The 17,622-nt window shown below is 32.3% G+C and carries 13 protein-coding genes and 1 tRNA gene; 11 read left to right on the top strand and 3 right to left on the bottom strand.

Annotated features, from left to right (window positions below; all coding sequences use genetic code 11):
* Positions 1-28: 28 nt before the first annotated feature.
* A complete protein-coding gene (gene der / locus JEY78_RS00350) occupies positions 29-1,330 on the bottom strand; it encodes a ribosome biogenesis GTPase Der (RefSeq protein WP_291845912.1) in 1,302 nt (433 codons plus the stop codon).
* Positions 1,331-1,449: 119 nt separating this feature from the next.
* Here der and JEY78_RS00355 point away from each other — a divergent pair, with 119 nt between their 5' ends.
* Entirely contained in the window at positions 1,450-1,953 is a 504-nt protein-coding gene (locus JEY78_RS00355; protein ID WP_291845913.1) for a GTP-binding protein, read from the top strand.
* On the opposite strand, the gene era is transcribed toward JEY78_RS00355, so the two are convergent.
* On the bottom strand, positions 1,954-2,835 hold the full coding sequence (era, locus tag JEY78_RS00360; protein WP_291845914.1) for a GTPase Era: 882 nt from the start codon (positions 2,833-2,835) through the stop codon (positions 1,954-1,956).
* A gap of 96 nt (positions 2,836-2,931) precedes the next feature.
* Between era and JEY78_RS00365 the strand changes: the two genes are divergently transcribed.
* The 4 genes from JEY78_RS00365 to fsa all read left to right on the top strand — a co-directional run bounded on the left by JEY78_RS00365 (position 2,932) and on the right by fsa (position 6,813).
* Positions 2,932-3,004 (top strand) — tRNA-Met (locus JEY78_RS00365).
* Positions 3,005-3,060: 56 nt separating this feature from the next.
* Positions 3,061-3,723, top strand: coding sequence for a hypothetical protein (locus tag JEY78_RS00370; protein WP_291845915.1), 663 nt, complete (start codon positions 3,061-3,063; stop codon positions 3,721-3,723).
* Positions 3,724-4,113: 390 nt separating this feature from the next.
* On the top strand, positions 4,114-6,138 hold the full coding sequence (locus JEY78_RS00375; protein WP_291845917.1) for a transketolase: 2,025 nt from the start codon (positions 4,114-4,116) through the stop codon (positions 6,136-6,138).
* Positions 6,139-6,156: 18 nt separating this feature from the next.
* Positions 6,157-6,813: a fructose-6-phosphate aldolase gene (gene fsa, locus JEY78_RS00380; protein WP_291845918.1), complete on the top strand. Its 657-nt coding sequence runs from the start codon at positions 6,157-6,159 to the stop codon at positions 6,811-6,813.
* A gap of 6 nt (positions 6,814-6,819) precedes the next feature.
* Here the strand turns inward: fsa and JEY78_RS00385 are convergent, their stop codons facing one another.
* A complete protein-coding gene (locus tag JEY78_RS00385) occupies positions 6,820-7,509 on the bottom strand; it encodes an NUDIX domain-containing protein (protein ID WP_291845919.1) in 690 nt (229 codons plus the stop codon).
* A gap of 168 nt (positions 7,510-7,677) precedes the next feature.
* On the opposite strand from JEY78_RS00385, the gene JEY78_RS00390 reads away from it, so the two are divergent.
* The 6 genes from JEY78_RS00390 to JEY78_RS00415 all read left to right on the top strand — a co-directional run bounded on the left by JEY78_RS00390 (position 7,678) and on the right by JEY78_RS00415 (position 17,621).
* The gene (locus JEY78_RS00390; protein WP_291845920.1) at positions 7,678-10,743 is read left to right on the top strand and encodes a TonB-dependent receptor; all 3,066 of its coding nucleotides are present in this window, start codon (positions 7,678-7,680) and stop codon (positions 10,741-10,743) included.
* 34 nt (positions 10,744-10,777) lie between these two features.
* Positions 10,778-12,340 carry a RagB/SusD family nutrient uptake outer membrane protein gene (locus JEY78_RS00395; protein WP_291845921.1) on the top strand — a complete coding sequence of 521 codons (1,563 nt, stop codon included), beginning with the start codon at positions 10,778-10,780 and terminating at the stop codon, positions 12,338-12,340.
* A gap of 121 nt (positions 12,341-12,461) precedes the next feature.
* Positions 12,462-13,988 carry an alpha-L-arabinofuranosidase C-terminal domain-containing protein gene (locus JEY78_RS00400; RefSeq protein WP_291845922.1) on the top strand — a complete coding sequence of 509 codons (1,527 nt, stop codon included), beginning with the start codon at positions 12,462-12,464 and terminating at the stop codon, positions 13,986-13,988.
* 13 nt (positions 13,989-14,001) lie between these two features.
* Positions 14,002-15,597 carry an arabinan endo-1,5-alpha-L-arabinosidase gene (locus tag JEY78_RS00405; protein ID WP_291845923.1) on the top strand — a complete coding sequence of 532 codons (1,596 nt, stop codon included), beginning with the start codon at positions 14,002-14,004 and terminating at the stop codon, positions 15,595-15,597.
* 25 nt (positions 15,598-15,622) lie between these two features.
* Entirely contained in the window at positions 15,623-16,606 is a 984-nt protein-coding gene (locus tag JEY78_RS00410; protein WP_291845924.1) for a glycoside hydrolase family 43 protein, read from the top strand.
* A 10-nt stretch (positions 16,607-16,616) separates the two neighbouring features.
* Positions 16,617-17,621 (top strand): arabinan endo-1,5-alpha-L-arabinosidase, encoded by a 1,005-nt coding sequence (locus JEY78_RS00415; RefSeq protein ID WP_367158750.1) that lies wholly within the window; start codon positions 16,617-16,619, stop codon positions 17,619-17,621.
* Position 17,622: the final 1 nt, after the last annotated feature.

The following is a 17,622-nucleotide window of genomic DNA, read 5'->3' on the forward strand; positions in this document are numbered from 1 at the left end:
TTAAAAAAACTTTTAACCAGCATTTATTTTATTTTTGTCTGAAATAAATTACAATTGGAACTCCTTTAAAATCAAACAGTTCACGCATTTTATTTTCAATAAAACGTTTGTAAGGTTCTTTTACATATTGTGGTAAATTTGAGAAAAATACAAATTGAGGCGTTGGTGTTGGCAATTGCATACAGTACTTAACTTTTACAAATTTACCTTTATTAGATGGTGGTGGATTGTGTTTAATAATTCCCAACATAGTATCATTTAATTTACTTGTTGGAATACGTTTTTTTCTATTTTCAAAAACCTCAACAGCCGTTTCAATAGCTTTATAAATACGTTGTTTTGTTAATGAGCTAATAAAAAGAATTGGAACATCTGTAAAAGGAGCAATTTCTTGCCTGATTTGAGCTTCAAAATCTCTCATTGTATTGGTTTCTTTTTCAACCAAATCCCATTTGTTCACTAAAATAATGATTCCTTTTTTATTTTTTTCAGCTAACCAAAATATGTTTTCATCTTGGCCTTCAAAACCGCGTGTTGCATCTAAAACCAAAATAGCAACATCACACATTTCAATAGTTTTAACAGCGCGCATTACGGAGTAAAACTCTAAATCTTCTTTTACTTTTGATTTTTTTCTAATTCCGGCAGTGTCTACCAAATTAAACTCAAATCCAAAACGAGTATATTTTGTATCAACAGTATCACGTGTTGTTCCGGCAATATCCGTAACTATATTTCTTTCTTCACCAATTAAAGCATTAATAAATGAAGATTTTCCAGCGTTTGGACGCCCAACAACTGCAAATCGAGGTAATTCGGTTTCCTCTTCAACAATGTCAGACATTTCTTTAACCATGGCATCTAACAATTCACCTGTTCCACTTCCGTTTATAGATGATATTGTATAATATTCGCCTAATCCTAAACCGTAAAATTCTACAGCATCAGCATCTCTCATAGAATTATCTACTTTGTTAACAGCCATAAAAATTGGCTTTTTAACTTTTCTTAATAAGTTAGCAACTTCTACATCCATTGGAGATATCCCTTCAACTACATCAACTACAAAAACTATGATATCAGCCTCTTCAATAGCTAAAGTAACTTGTTTTCTAATTTCTTCTTCAAAAATATCATCAGAACCTACAGTATATCCACCTGTATCAATCACTGAAAATTCCTTACCATTCCAATTACTTTTCCCGTAATGTCTATCTCTTGTAACACCACTTACCGCATCAACAATAGCGTCTCTTCGTTGTACTAAACGATTAAACAGTGTTGATTTTCCAACATTTGGCCTACCTACTATGGCTACTATATTACTCATTCGTGTTTTTAAATTTTTTGCAAAATTACATAATTTTATTTTGGTAATTTAAGTATTAACCACTCTAAATTAGATATTTGATAAAATTGTGTATATTTCACAACAAATTTTTATAATTTATGACTACTAAAAAAAATAGCGATATTCATTTACGTCCAAGATTTAAAATGGAGTTGAATGTAAATCAGGATGATTTAATTACTAAGTTTAAAGATAATTTAAACAATGAGGAATGTAAATATTGCAGTAAAATTGTTGATGGTCATATTGTTATTGATGTTCCAAAGGATGAAAATTATTTTTGGTCGCCTCAATTAAATATTGAAATTGAACAATATGAAATTGATAAAACTATTGTAAAGGGATTATTTGGGCCGAAACCCCAAGTTTGGACTTTATTTATGTTTTTTCATTTTGCAGTGGCAGTTGCTTTTACGGGGTTTTCAGTAATGGCATACGTGCAATGGAGCTTAAAAACAGAGTATATAAATGCTTTAACAGTGGTTATTTTATTACCAATTATTTGGATTTTAATGTATTTTTTAGGCCGATTAGGGAAAAGTACTGGAAATAAACAAATGGATGAATTATATCAATTTATGATGAAAACCTTAGAAAAATAATTAATCATTATAGCCAAAACGGCGTAATTGGCGTTTATCATTTCTCCAATCTTTATTAACTTTTACATATAATTCTAAATGTATTTTTTTATCGAAGAATTTTTCTAGATCTTTTCGAGCTTCAGTTCCCACACGTTTTAATGGCGCGCCTTTATGCCCAATTATAATTCCTTTTTGAGTTTCGCGTTCTACCATAATTACAGAACGAATTTTAATAATTTTATCGCTTTCAAAAAATTCTTCAGTATCTATTTCAACAGAATATGGAATTTCTTTTTTATAATGCATTAATATTTTTTCGCGAATTGCTTCATTTACAAAAAAACGTTCAGGCTTATCTGTTAATTGGTCTTTTGGATAAAAGGCTGGAGATTCTGGTAAAACTTCTAAAATTCTATTAAAAACAGCTTCTACATTAAAATTTTCTAAGGCAGAAATAACAAACAACTCCGCATTTGGTACTTTTTCTTTCCAATACAATACCTTTTCTTCAATAACTTCTTGAGTTGAGGTATCTATTTTGTTGATGATTAATAAAACTGGAATTTTAGAATTTTGGATTTTATTAAAAAACTGCTCATCTTTTAATTCTATTTCGCCTGGCTCCACCATGTAAATAAGCACATCGGCATCATCAAAGGCAGATTTCACAAAATCCATCATAGAAACTTGTAGCTCGTATGCGGGTTTTATAATTCCTGGAGTATCAGAAAACAAGATTTGAAAATCTTCACCATTTACAATTCCTAAAATTCTATGACGTGTAGTTTGTGCTTTTGATGTGATGATAGACAATCGTTCACCAACAAACGCATTCATTAATGTTGATTTACCAACATTTGGATTTCCAATAATGTTTACAAAACCTGCTTTATGCTTCATTTTCAAGATATAAGAATGCAAAGGTAAACTTTAATATTTTTATTTTGTAAAAACTTATTGTTTTTTTGAAAAAACATGTATCTTTGCAATCCAAATCGCGGGATAGAGCAGTAGGTAGCTCGTCGGGCTCATAACCCGAAGGTCACTGGTTCGAGTCCAGTTCCCGCTACAAAAGCAAAAAAGCGAACAAACAAACGGTTTAGATTGATCTAAACCGTTTTTTTTATGTTCAATTTAAATGAAAGTATTATATTTGAGTACCAAAATGAACACGTTTTGGAACACGATTTTCAAGTGAAAAAGAATTATTCAAATCCCAAAATTTATGATTCTAATGGGGATTTATCCAAACGTTGGTATGTCTATTTTTCTTACAGAAATCCGGAAACTGGGAAGTTAAAACGGATTACTCCCTTTTATGGCGAAGCCAATAAACACAAAACAAAGTCCGATCGGATGTTTGTGTTAGCTGTTTATAAACATAAAATTAAAGAGTTATTGAAAAGAGGGTACAATCCTTTTGAAAAAAATGCCGAACTTTTCCAAAAAGAGCAAGCTGCTTTGAATACAGCTAATGTTGCAATAGTAGAAAAAAATGTTCTAACACCCATTGTTGAAAAGGTAGCACAGGTTTCGCCAATCGTTGCAACAAATGCAAAAACTATAGCGGAAGCCTTTGAATTTTCGCTAAACCTTAAAAAGAAACTGGTAAAGGAGATTACATTAAAAGCCTATACGAGCAAATCCACAGCATTGCAACAATTTATTGCAACGAACTATCCCGAGGTGAAATATATTGATCAACTGACAAAAAGCATTGTGGTTCAATTTTTAAATAGCATCCTAGAAAATTTACTAATGAAGATGCTGCTGAGGCGAATTCTTTAATAATTGGTAAAAAGAAATGTTACTTTGCCAATTCAGCCTCGAAATTAATCATTTTAACTGTGAAATAAAACGTGATTAAATTATGATAAAAAAATATCACAAAAATATTTTGGATATTATTCACTTTAAAACATCAATAAAATGATTTTTCTTCGATTAATTTGAAGTTAATAATTAATACAAAATATTGAAAAATGGTTGTAAATTGTATGTTTATTTAATATCAATTTGTACTTTTTAAAATTTATCCTAATTAAGCAATTTACCCTTTCCATAAAAAATCTAAATATTAAATAAAATTTCATATATTTGTAAGTGTAAAAATAACACTTATAAAAGTAATCTAAGTTTTATCATTGAGATATTATTTAAATTCTAAAGGAAATTAAAATGAGTAAAATTAATTTAAGAGCAGTAGATAATATAAGATCATTAGCCATTTCAATGGTTGAGCAAGCAAATTCTGGTCATCCTGGAGGCCCTATGGGAGGAGCCGATTTTATGCATATTTTATATTCAGAATTTTTAAATTTTGATCCAAGTGATATGGCTTGGCCATTTAGAGATCGCTTCTTTATGGATGCAGGTCATTTATCAACTTTATTATATGCACAATATTATTTATTAGGCAATTATAAAAAAGAAGATATAAAAAACTTCAGACAATGGGGCTCAGTCACTCCAGGTCATCCAGAAGTTGATATTGAAAGAGGTATTGAAAATACTTCAGGACCTTTAGGTCAAGGACATACTATGGGTGTTGGAGCAGCCATTGCAGCAAAGTTTTTAGCCGCACGTTTTGGCTATTGGATGAATCATAAAATTTACGGATTTATTTCAGATGGAGGCGTTCAGGAAGAAATTTCACAAGGAGCAGGAAGAATAGCAGGACATTTAGGATTGAACAATTTTATTATGTTTTATGATGCAAATGATGTGCAATTATCTACCATGACCGATGAAGTAACATCAGAAGACACTGCAAAAAAATACGAAGCTTGGGGTTGGAAAGTAGCCACTATTGATGGTCATAACCATGATGAAATTAGAAAAGCCTTAAAAGACGCTAATAATGAGCAAGAAAAACCAACCTTAATAATTGGTAAAACCATTATGGGTAAAGGTTGTGTTACTGAAACAGGTGCCAATTGGGAAGGACATTGTGAACTACACGGACAACCAATAGGGCATACAGGAGCTGATTTTAATGCGACCTTAAAAAACTTAGGTGCTGATGTAAACGATCCATTTGCAAAATATGCCGATGTAGAAGAATTTTACGCAAGCCTTTTAGAAAACAAAAAAGTAGCTGCAGCAGCAAAAAAAGCTGAAATAAGCAAATGGAGAAGTGACAATACTGAACTGGCAGAAAAGTTAGATGGCTTTTTAGCAGGAAAATTACCAGCGTTAAATTTTGAATCTATTGTTAATAAACCAGGATTGGCAACCAGAGCAGCTTCAGCAAATGTGTTGGGGTATTTAGCACAAAATGTGGAGAATATGATTGTTTCTTCTGCCGATTTATCAAACAGTGATAAAACAGATGGTTTCTTAAAAAATACACACGCCTTAAAAAAGAACGATTTTTCAGGCGCCTTTTTACAAGCAGGAGTAGCAGAATTAACAATGTCAGCCATTGCAAACGGTATTGCGTTACACGGAGGTGTAATTCCGGTAGTAGCAACATTCTTTGTGTTTTCAGATTATATGAAACCAGCCATTAGAATGAGTGCTATCCAAGAATTACCAGTGAAATATGTTTGGACACACGATGCTTTTAGAGTAGGTGAAGACGGACCAACACACCAACCAATTGAACAAGAAGCACAAATTCGTTTGTTGGAAAAATTAAAAAACCACAGTGGAGATCCTTGTTTTATGGCATTGCGTCCTGCAGATTCAGCAGAAACCAATGTAGCTTGGAAAATGGCAATGGAAAATGATAAAACACCAACAGGACTTATTTTATCTCGTCAAGGAATAAAAGACCTTCCAGCAGCAACTTCAAGATACAAAGAAGCATTAGCAGCAGAAAAAGGAGGTTATACTGTTATAGAAGCAGAAAATCCAGATGTTGTTTTAATCGCAAACGGATCAGAAGTAGCAACTTTAATTGAAGGTGCTAAATTACTTCAAGAAAGAGCAAACATAAAAGCAAAAGTCGTATCAGTTCCTTCAGAAGGAATTTTCAGATTGCAATCAAAAGCATACCAAGAAAGTATCATTCCATCAAACAAACCAGCATTTGGTTTAACAGCAGGCTTACCTGTAAACTTAGAAGGCTTGGTTGGAAACAACGGAAAAGTATTTGGTTTAGATCATTTTGGATACTCAGCACCAGCAACCGTATTGGATGAGAAATTCGGATTTACAGGCGAAAACGTGTTTAACCAAGTTACAGAATTATTAAAATAATTTAACAAAACAAAAGAAATGAAATTTTTTATAGATACAGCAAATTTAGAGCAAATTAAAGAAGCACAAGCCCTAGGTGTTTTAGATGGTGTTACTACAAATCCATCATTAATGGCAAAAGAAGGAATTACCGGAGCCGAAAATATTTTACAACATTATTTAGACATATGTAATGCTGTAGATGGAGATGTTTCTGCAGAAGTTATAGCAACAGATTTTGATGGAATGGTAAAGCAAGGTGAAGAATTAGCAGCTTTACACCCTCAAATTGTGGTAAAATTACCAATGATAGCAGACGGCGTAAAAGCATGTAAATACTTTTCAGACAAAGGAATTAGAACCAATGTAACTTTGGTATTTTCAGCCGGACAAGCATTGTTAGCTGCAAAAGCAGGAGCAACGTATGTTTCTCCATTCTTAGGAAGATTAGATGATATTTCAACAGATGGACTGCATTTAATTTCAGAAATCAGACAGATTTACGACAACTACGGATTTGAAACGCAAATATTATCGGCTTCAGTTCGAAACACTATGCATGTAATTAATTGTGCAAAAATTGGAAGTGATGTAATGACAGGACCATTAAGTTCAATTACAGGATTGTTAAAACACCCATTAACTGATAGTGGTTTAGCACAGTTTTTAGCAGATTATCAAAAAGGAAATAATTAAAATTAATTATAACTTTAGATAAAAGTTATTTACTTGCTTTTCATCATATTTTTTCTGATCAAACATATAAAGATATGATCCTTTCGTTGAAGAGGTCATATCTTTTTCATTTAATTTAATTAGAATATCTAATGAGTTTATTTTATTTATAAAATTTCTTTTATCTAATTCCTTGTTTAAAATTGCTTCATATAATTTTTGAAGCTGTCTCATCGTAAATTTTTCCGGTAATAATTCAAAACCAATAGGTCTAATAGAAGTTCTCCTTTGAAGTCTTCTTATTGCTTTACCTAACATTTCATTATGGTCAAAAATTAGTTTAGGTGCTTTACTTACGCTAAACCATTTGGCGTTGTAATTTTCAATTAATTCTTCATTATGATTTTCAATATTAATTAAAGCATAATAAGAAACCGAAATTGTCCTATCAACTGGATCACGGTCAACTTCACTAAAAGCATAAAATTGTTCCATGTAAATATCTTGCATGCCAGTTAATCTATTTAATATTCTTGATGCTGCTAAGTCTAAAGTTTCATTTTTATTAAGAAATCCACCAATTAATGACCATTTCCCTTTTTCTGGTTCAAAATCTCTTTTAATTAATAAAATCTTTAAATCTTCATTATCAAAACCAAAAATGATACAGTCTACTGCCAGTAAAACCTTATCTTCATTATTATAATTCTTTAACATACTTTGAAACTTTATACGAAGATATAAATTTTCGTATAAATGTTAATGTTATTTCAGTAATAAGTGTGATTAAAACATTTCTTAATAAAAATTAGGTTTTGTTATTTTTTTTTTATTATTTTACAAATGTGAAATTAACACTTATAAATTAATTTAAACCAAATTAGTATGATAGCAATCAAACGATTATTTTTTAATTACAAGTTGTATTGGCCTGCAAAAGAGTGGCTTATGGCATTAGTAATTGTTTTTATGTATTCAAATAACACTTTTGCTCAGCAAAATAGAGTTATTGAAGGAGTAGTAACATCAGTAAAAGAAGGAATTGTTTTACCAGGTGTAAATGTATTAGTTAAAGGCACTAATAAAGGTGTTGTTACAGATTTTAATGGTAAATATTCTATTAATGCTTCTGCCAATGATGTTTTAGTTTTTTCTTATGTTGGATTTAAGAATAAGGAAGTAACCGTAGGTAATGAAGGGAAAATAAATATTTCATTACAAGACGATACAACGACATTAGACGAAGTTGTGGTTGTTGGATATGGTACCCAAAGAAAATCTGATTTAACTGGGGCAGTTAGTGTTGTAGATATAGATAATGCTAAAAAAGTTGTGACTTATGATACAGCTAAAATGCTTCAAGGTCAAGTAGCGGGTGTTACTGTCCAATCTTCTGGTGAACCTGGGGGATTTGTAAATATTAAAATTAGAGGTATTTCTTCTTTTTCAAATAATAACCCTCTTTTTGTTGTTGATGGAATGATTATAGATAATCCTCAAGATTTTGCTCCAGGCGATATTGAATCTATGCAAGTTCTTAAAGATGCGTCTGCAGCAGCAATCTATGGTGTGCGCGGTGCAAATGGAGTTGTAATTATAACAACAAAAAAGGGAAAAATGGGAAAGTTTAGCATCAATTATAAATCACTTTATGGTGTTCAAAACGTTGCTAAAGAATGGTCTGTGACTGATAGAGTTGGTTACCAAAAAATTACGACAGCTGCTGAATTAAATGCAGGGTTAAGTATTGCACCAGGAAATGACCCAAGCAGTGCCTCATATATTAATAATGTAGATACCAATTGGCAAAATGCCGCATTTAAAACAGGTACTGTTGAAAACCATACTGTTACTTTTAATGGTGGTGCTGAAAGTTTAGGATATAATATGAATGTAGATTATTTTAAAAATAGTAGCTACATGGAATCACCACAAGATTATGAAAGAATTTCAGCTAATTTAAATTTAACAGGAAGTAAAGGGAAGTTTAAATATGGTTCTAAAATTGGTTATACACAATCTAATAAAGCGATATTTAATGAATATCTAGCAGGTGAATCACCAATTAGTGATTTATTAGGTGCAATTCCAACAATGCCTGTTTACGATGCGAATAGACTAGGAGGTTATGGTGGTACCGATAATTTAACTCAAAGAGCTATTTCAATGAATGTAATTGGTTTTAATAATGTAAATTCAAGAACAGGACAAAGAAATCGTTTTATTGGGAACATTTGGGGGGAGTTAGAAATTGTTGAAGGGTTAAAATATAAGATAGATGCCAGTTTTGATAGATTAGATTGGAGAGATAGAACCTATTTTCCAGAGAGTAATTTGGGGTGGTATTATTTAACAACTGCAGATGAATCTTCTTTAGACGTTGCTACAGGTAGCCAAACAAGAACTTTTTTAAATAATTTGCTTACTTATGATATAACTGTTGCTGAAAAGCATAAAATAAGTGCTTTAGTAGGTTATGTTCAAGAAAGAAATGATTATTACAATCATTGGTCAAGAGGGGTAGGTTATCCAACAGGTACAATTAGTCATTTAGAATATGCAGATGCAACTAGTACGGGAGAATATGAAAATACAGTTACTGGAATTTCTTATTTAAGTAGATTAAATTATGGATTTGATGATCGCTATTTAATTACAGCAAATTTCAGACAAGATAAAACATCGCTTTTCAGTACTATTAATAATTCGGCGAATTTTTATTCGTTTTCAGGTGCATGGAAAATTAGCAATGAAAAATTTATTAATCTTCCTGAATGGTTAAATACAGTAAAACTAAGAGGAGGTTATGGAGAATTAGGAAACAATACAATTTCTCCTTACTTTTTTGCAACTACAACAAATCAGTTTGCTGGATATGATTTCAACAATGCTTTAGCTCCAGGAACAACGGTTGTTAGTGCGTTAGATCCTAATGTACACTGGGAAAAAACAAATACTACCAATGTTGCTTTAGAATTAGGTATGTTAGATAACGATTTAGAATTTACAGCTGAATATTATATTAAAAAATCTAACGATTTATTAATTGGTGTACCATTACCATTTTCTACAGGCGCTTTCCCTGCAAGTATTACAACAAATGCTGGGGCTGTTCAAAATAAAGGACTTGAGTTTTCAGCCTCTTATAGAAATAATAGTAAGGAATTTAAGTATGAGGTTTCTGCAAATCTTGGAACACTTAAGAACGAGGTATTACAAATAGGAATAAATGGAAATCCAATTTATGGCGCTGCTTCAAAAACAGAGGTTGGCAGATCTATTGGGGAAATATATGCTTATGTAACAGATGGTATTTTTCAAACTGATGCAGAGGTAGCTTCTTCTCCTACACAAATTGGAGCAGCAGCAGGAGATATTAAATTTAAAGATATAAGCGGTCCAGATGGTGTGCCGGATGGTCAAATTACTGATTTGGATAGAACATATCAAGGTGTTACAATTCCAAAATATAGTTATGGTTTTAATTTTAACAGTAGTTATAAAAATTGGGACATGTCATTATTTTTACAAGGAGCTGGAGGAAACAAAGTGTTTAACGGTATGTATCGTAATTTAATGATTGAACAATATGTTAATCATCATACAGATGCTTTAAATTATTGGACACCTACTAATACGGATACCAATGTGCCACGACCAATTATTGGCGACCCTAATGCAAATGCAAGAGACTCTGATAGATTTATTGAAGATGGAGATTATATTAAACTTCAAAATATGGAGATTGGTTATAACATTTCTTTACCAGATAATAACATAATTCAAAATGCACGAGTATATGTAAATGGTCAAAACTTATTTACAATAAGTAAATACCAAGGTTATGATGCAGATTTCAATTATAATGATGGATTGTTTTCTAGAGGTTACGATGGAGGGTCTTTCCCTAATCCAAGAACATTTTCTTTAGGAGTTCTTGTAGGTTTTTAATTAATAGAATAAAAGAATTTTAAAACAAATTAAAATGAAATATATAAATTTTAAATACTTAACAATTTTTCTTTCACTAGCTGTTGTATTAAACAGTTGTGTTGACGAAAATGATTTAATTCAAGTGGATCCAAACAATGACGCTGTAGATTCATTTTGGAAGACAGATGAAGATGCTCTAAAAGGTGTTAACTCCGCTTACGGTAGTTTATTAACTGATGGAACTTACATGAGAAGCACACCTTTATTATTGGATTTAAAAGGAGATGACTGCAAAAGTAATAGTCCATGGGGTTCTATGTATGTAGTTGGTAAATTTAATTCTAACGTTACTGATGCAGCAATTTATGGGTGGGCATATGAAACATATTACCAAGGAATTTATCGTGCAAATCAGGTTTTGACAAATGTTCCAAATATTGAATTTGAAGATAGTGCACTTAAAGATAGGATATTAGGGCAAGCATACTTTTTAAGAGGTTTATTTTTGTTTCATGCAGTAAACATGTTTAAAAATGTACCATTACCAACAGAGTTAGCGGCTACTTATCCTCAAAAAACTGAAGCAGAAGGTTGGGCTCAAGTAATTGATGATTTTAAAACAGCGGCTGATTTACTTCCTGTATCTTATTCAAGTATTTCAGGTGCAGATGCTGGTGAAAATGGACGTGCAACTAAAGGAGCTGCTTTAGCATATTTGGGGAAAGCCCAATTATTTACACGCGATTTTCCAAATGCAAGAGATGCCTTTAAGAAAGTGATTGATTTAAATGTTTATTCTTTAGTTTCAAATTATCGTGATAACTTTACGACAGTAAATGAAAATAATTCAGAATCTATTTTTGAAGTACAATTTAGTAGAGATGCAGGTGGTGTGGATTTAGGGTGGGGTGGAGCACCTCAACCTGGATGGGGAAAAACGTCGGCAAGAGCAATTACATATGGACCAAGAGCTTTTGGTTGGACAGATGTACAACCAACTAGGGCTTTATTTAATGAATTCCATGAGGAGTTAACTATAAGTGGTCAAGTAGATCCACGTTTAGATGCAACTATGTTTTATAACAAACCAGGCGGTATGATGTTATATGGTCAAGATTTTGCAACTTTTTATGGCGGTAATGCTCAAGATTTGAATGATTTATTTTGTGCAAAATATCAAAATTCTGATGGAGGGCAAGCTGATGAATATGATTGGAGGTCTGGAATTAATGAGCGTATTATGCGTTATGCAGATGTATTATTAATGTATGCAGAATGTTTAAATGAAACTGGTGATACTCCAGGAGCATATACTTATATTCAAAAAGTAAGAGATCGTGTTGGATTACCTGATTTAAATATTGTTAAGGCAGGAATGAATCAAGTGCAAATGAGAGAACAAATAGGGCATGAAAGATTTTTAGAGTTCCCATTGGAAGGACATAGGTTTGATGATATTCGACGTTGGGGTTGGTTACAAGATTCAGCAAAACTTGCTTGGTTGAAATCTAGAGATCCAGAATTTGATACATATTCTGCAGGTAGAGAATATTTTCCAATTCCACAGTTAGAAATGGACAATAACCCTGGTACTATTCAAAATGATGGATATTAATATATATTGAATTGAGTTAAGTTTGGTTAATTTTCATATGGCAAGTTTCAAATACTTGCCGTATGAAAATAATTTAAGAAATAATATTATGATAATTAAGCAATTAAAGGTTCTAACATTAATGGTACTTTTATTAAGTAGTATATTAGTTTTTTCACAAAATGAAATAACTACAATTACTATTTCAAATGATAAAAATGCCCCAATAATTAGTAAACATATTTATGGGCATTTTGCCGAACATTTAGGGCGTTGTATTTACGAAGGTCTTTATGTAGGTGAGGATAATAAAATAATACCAAATACAGAAGGGGTTAGAAATGATATTATTGATGCATTAAAAGAATTGGGGATTCCTAATTTAAGATGGCCAGGAGGTTGTTTTGCTGATACGTATCACTGGAAAGACGGTATAGGTCCAAAAGAAGATAGACCAACAATAGTAAACCGTTGGTGGGGAGGAACTACAGAAGATAATAGCTTTGGAACACATAATTTTTTAAATTTATGTGAAACTTTAGGAGCTGAGCCTTACTTATCAGGTAATGTTGGTAGTGGAACAGTTCAAGAACTTTCGGATTGGGTTCAATATACAAATCATGGACAAATAAGCCCAATGGCTGATTGGAGAAGAGAGAACGGAAGAGAAGAACCTTGGAATGTAAAATATTGGGGAATTGGTAATGAAGCATGGGGCTGTGGAGGAAATATGACGGCTGAATATTATGCCGATGTTTATAGAAAATACGCCACTTTTATGTCTAGTTGGTCTAATGAAGCTAAAATTGTTAGAATTGCTTCAGGAGCATCAGCAGATGATTATCACTGGACTGAAGTTTTAATGAAAAAGGTTCCTTATCATTTAATGGAAGCCGTAGCCTTACATTATTATGCAGTAATTGACTGGACAGTAAAAGGACCTTCAAAAGATTTTGATGAAGAAATTTATTTTAAGTCTATGAAAGCTGCAACTAAAATGGAAGAATTAGTTACAAAGCATGTTGCCATTATGGATAAATATGACCCAGAAGAAAAAGTAGCACTTTTTGTTGATGAATGGGGAGGTTGGTATGATACAGAACCTGAAATAGCAAATGGTGTTTTATTTCAACAAAATACAATGAGAGATGCTATGATTGCTGCAACAACTTTAAATACGTTTAACAACCATGCACGTAGAGTGAAAATGGCAAATGTTGCTCAAGTGGTAAATGTGTTACAAGCAGTGATTTTAACTGATAAGGAAAAAATGATTTTAACACCAACGTATCATGTAATGAAAATGTACAAAGTACATCAAGATGCGCAGTTAATACCAACTTTATTCGAAAACGTGGATTATACTTTAGGTGATGAAAAAATTCCAGCGTTGTCAGTTTCAACATCCAAAGATAAGAATGGGTTTATTCATATTTCTTTAGCAAATATAGATTCTAAAAAAGAAAATATAGTTGAAATAAATATTGAAACTCTAGATATTAAAAAAATTACAGGAACTTTTTTAAGCTCTAAAAAATTACAAGATCATAATACTTTTGAGAACCCAACAAAAGTTGAGCCTACTGATTTTAAAGATTTTAAAGTTAAAAAAGGAATTCTTACAGTAAAAATTCCAGCATTTTCAGTAATTGTTTTAGAAGGTAAATAAGAATTAAATTATCATGAAAAACCTGAAGAACTATTTAAAACTACTATCAATTTCTACTTTTTATTTATTGATGCTATCAATAAATAGTTGTTCAGGGGATGATAATTTAGAACCAGATCCAGATCCAGATCCAATTGTTGTTGTACCAGAAACTTTTCCTGGGCCAAATTATTCAGATAATTATACTTCCATTGCGTCTTGGGAAAATAGAATGCAATGGAACTTAGCAAATGTTCATGATCCATCAGTTGTAAAAGATGGCGATTATTATTATATGTATCAAACTGATGCTTCTTATGGGAATGTTCATGATGGCCATGGACATTTTCATCATAGAAGATCTAAAGATTTGGTAAACTGGGAATATCGTGGAAGCACTATGGCAACTGCACCGGCTTGGGTTAAAGAATCTATGAACGCCAACAGATTATCAATGGGTTTACCTGAAATAACAAATCCTAATTATGGTTATTGGGCACCCTGTGTTAGAAAAGTCGGAAATGTGTTCAGAATGTATTATAGTTTAGTAGTAAACGAACTTATTACAGGAGCAGATGGATGTGCCTCTTGGGGTGAGCGACCATACATTGGTTTAATGGAAACTACAGATTTGGCCTCTAACCAATGGGTGGATAAGGGTATGGTGATAATGTCAGTGCCAGATGGGCTAGAAACTTATACAAGATCTAGTTGTAACGACTGGAGTTCTTTTTACAAATATAATGGTATTGATCCTAGTTTAATTGTTACACCACAAGGTGAAAATTGGTTAGTTTATGGTTCATGGATGACAGGAATTGCTGTGGTGAAGTTAGATCCAGCTACAGGTAAACCATATAAATTAGAATCACTAGAAGATTATGGAGCAACAATAGCTAAACGAGGCAATAGCCGTTGGCAAGCATCAGAAGGAGCAGAAATAATCTATAATCCAGAGACAGATTATTATTACTTATTTATGGCTTATGATGAGCTATCTGTTGCTTATAACACACGAGTGGCACGTTCAAAAAGTATTATGGGGCCTTATTTGGGAATTAATGGAGAAAACGTAACAAATGGAGCTGATTGCTATCCTATGTTAACGCATCCATATGGTTTTAAGAATCATTCAGGTTGGGTTGGGATTTCTCACTGTGCCGTTTTTCAAAACCCAGACACTAAAGAATGGTTTTTTTCATCTCAAGCACGATTGCCAGAAAATGTTCCAGGCATTGCAGTTTCTAATGCTATTATGATGGGACAAGTTCGTGAAATTCAATGGACCGAAGATGGATGGCCAGTTATTGCACCAGAACGTTATGCAGCTGTACCAACTACGGAAATTACCGAAGCTTCTTTTTATGGAACTTGGGAACATATAGAAATGAAATATCAATACAAAACAATCCAAACATCTTCAACTATTTTTTTAACAGCAGATAAAAAAATTAGTGGTGGTATAACGGGAACCTGGTCTTATGATAGTGCAAACAAAACGTTGACCATTAATGGTGTAAAATGTAAAGTGAAAGATGCATGGGACTGGGAAGCATCCTCCCGAAAAGTGACCATAACATATTCTGGTCTTACAGTTGGTGGACTGCCATACTGGGGTAAGAAAAATTAAAAAATTCAATTAAAAAAATATACTTATGAGGAATGTATTTGTATTGCTAATCACGGGGTTTTTAATTTTATCATGTACAACAGAGAAAAAAAAAGACGATTTAGTTTCTGAAATTATTGAAAAACCATTAAAAATAAACAATCCAATTGTAACAGATAAATACACCGCAGATGCTGCTGCAATTGTTCATAATGATAAAGTTTATTTGTATGCTGGTCATGATGAAGCTCCAAATGATTTCAATTTTTATAAAATGAATGAATGGTTGGTGTATTCATCAACTGATATGGTTAATTGGGAAGAACATCCAGTTCCTTTAAAAACTTCGGATTTTTCTTGGGCTTCTGGTGATGCTTGGGCAGCGCAAGTTATTGAACGAAATAATAAATTTTATTGGTATGTAACAGTTTCACATGCTACTATTGAAGGAAAAGCAATTGGGATTGCGGTTTCTGATAGTCCAACAGGACCTTTTAAAGATGCCTTAGGGAAAGCCTTAATAACTAATGATATGACAACCCAAACAGCTATAAGTTGGGATGATATTGATCCAACAGTTATGATTGATGCTGACGGACAAGCTTACTTGTTTTGGGGAAATACAATATGTCATTATGCAAAATTAAAAGAGAATATGATTGAGTTAGATGGACCAATTGAAACTATTGACTTGCCTAATTTTACAGAAGCACCTTGGATTCATAAAAAAGGGGATTGGTATTATTTATCATATGCCTATCAATTTCCTGAAAAAATAGCGTATGCAATGAGTAAATCTATTAATGGGCCTTGGGAATTTAAAGGAATATTAAATGAAATTGCTGGAAATAGCAATACCAATCATCAAGCAATTATTGAGTTTAAAGGAAAAGATTATTTTATATATCATAATGGAAGCATTCAGCCAAATGGAGGAAGTTTTAGACGTTCTGTTTGTATAGATAGGCTGTATTACAATGAAGATGGAACGATGGAACGAATTGTGATGACTTCAGAAGGAATTCAGTAAAAATCTAAAAATGATACTAATGAAAAGCAATCCGAAATTTATTAAAACCATATTTTTTTTAATAGTAATTTTTGTAGTTTCAGTTTCTTGTGCTCAAGAAAGACCAATTACACACGATCCTGTAGTTGCAAAACAAGGAGATACATATTACCTGTTTTGCACCGGACCAGGAATTACAAGCTTTACCTCTAAAGATTTAAAAACTTGGACCCAATCAGCTCCAGTTTTTGCTGAATATCCAACATGGGCTTTAGATGTTGCTCCAGGATTTAATGGTCATATTTGGGCGCCGGATATTACGCTTCATAATGGGACATATTATTTGTACTATTCTGTGTCAGCATTTGGTAAAAATACTTCCGCAATTGGTGTAACTACAAATAAAACACTAAATCCTGAAGATGAAAATTACAAATGGAAGGATCAAGGAATTGTTATTCAATCTGTTCCAAATAGAGATTTGTGGAATGCTATTGACCCTAATTTAATTTTTGATGAAAATATTACACCTTGGTTAGCATTTGGCTCATTTTGGAGTGGATTAAAAATGGTAAAATTGAATGCCAACTTAAAAGAAGTTGCTCAACCAGAAGAATGGCATGCAATTGCAAGAAGAGAAAGAAAGACTGATTTAGAGGATAGTGAAGCTGGAAATGCAGCATTGGAAGGACCTTTTATCTTTAAAAAAGGCGATTATTATTATCAATTTTTATCATGGGATTACTGTTGTCGAGGTGAAAATAGCACTTATAAATTAGTGGTTGGTCGCTCAAAATCAGTAATTGGACCATACGTTGATAAAGATGGAAAAGAATTGAATAAAGGAGGTGGATCTTTAGTAATTGAAGGCAATAAAAATTGGTATGGTGTTGGTCATAATAGTGTATTCACTTTTGATAATAAAGACTACACTTTTATGCACGGATACGATGCAAGTGATAAAGGATTACCAAAATTAATTGTAAAAGAAGTAACGTGGGTCGATGGTTGGCCAACTGTAAAACCAATGGATTAAA

Source organism: Lutibacter sp. (genome assembly GCF_016342705.1).
In the GTDB taxonomy this organism is placed as follows: domain Bacteria; phylum Bacteroidota; class Bacteroidia; order Flavobacteriales; family Flavobacteriaceae; genus Lutibacter.

Bases quoted from the DNA above. Each gene is read 5' to 3' on its own strand.
- der (WP_291845912.1), bottom strand. From the start codon at position 1,330: ATGAGTAATATAGTAGCCATAGTAGGTAGGCCAAATGTTGGAAAATCA.
- JEY78_RS00355 (WP_291845913.1), top strand. From the start codon at position 1,450: ATGACTACTAAAAAAAATAGCGATATTCATTTACGTCCAAGATTTAAA.
- era (WP_291845914.1), bottom strand. From the start codon at position 2,835: ATGAAGCATAAAGCAGGTTTTGTAAACATTATTGGAAATCCAAATGTT.
- JEY78_RS00370 (WP_291845915.1), top strand. From the start codon at position 3,061: ATGTTCAATTTAAATGAAAGTATTATATTTGAGTACCAAAATGAACAC.
- JEY78_RS00375 (WP_291845917.1), top strand. From the start codon at position 4,114: ATGAGTAAAATTAATTTAAGAGCAGTAGATAATATAAGATCATTAGCC.
- fsa (WP_291845918.1), top strand. From the start codon at position 6,157: ATGAAATTTTTTATAGATACAGCAAATTTAGAGCAAATTAAAGAAGCA.
- JEY78_RS00385 (WP_291845919.1), bottom strand. From the start codon at position 7,509: ATGTTAAAGAATTATAATAATGAAGATAAGGTTTTACTGGCAGTAGAC.
- JEY78_RS00390 (WP_291845920.1), top strand. From the start codon at position 7,678: ATGATAGCAATCAAACGATTATTTTTTAATTACAAGTTGTATTGGCCT.
- JEY78_RS00395 (WP_291845921.1), top strand. From the start codon at position 10,778: ATGAAATATATAAATTTTAAATACTTAACAATTTTTCTTTCACTAGCT.
- JEY78_RS00400 (WP_291845922.1), top strand. From the start codon at position 12,462: ATGGTACTTTTATTAAGTAGTATATTAGTTTTTTCACAAAATGAAATA.
- JEY78_RS00405 (WP_291845923.1), top strand. From the start codon at position 14,002: ATGAAAAACCTGAAGAACTATTTAAAACTACTATCAATTTCTACTTTT.
- JEY78_RS00410 (WP_291845924.1), top strand. From the start codon at position 15,623: ATGAGGAATGTATTTGTATTGCTAATCACGGGGTTTTTAATTTTATCA.
- JEY78_RS00415 (WP_367158750.1), top strand. From the start codon at position 16,617: ATGATACTAATGAAAAGCAATCCGAAATTTATTAAAACCATATTTTTT.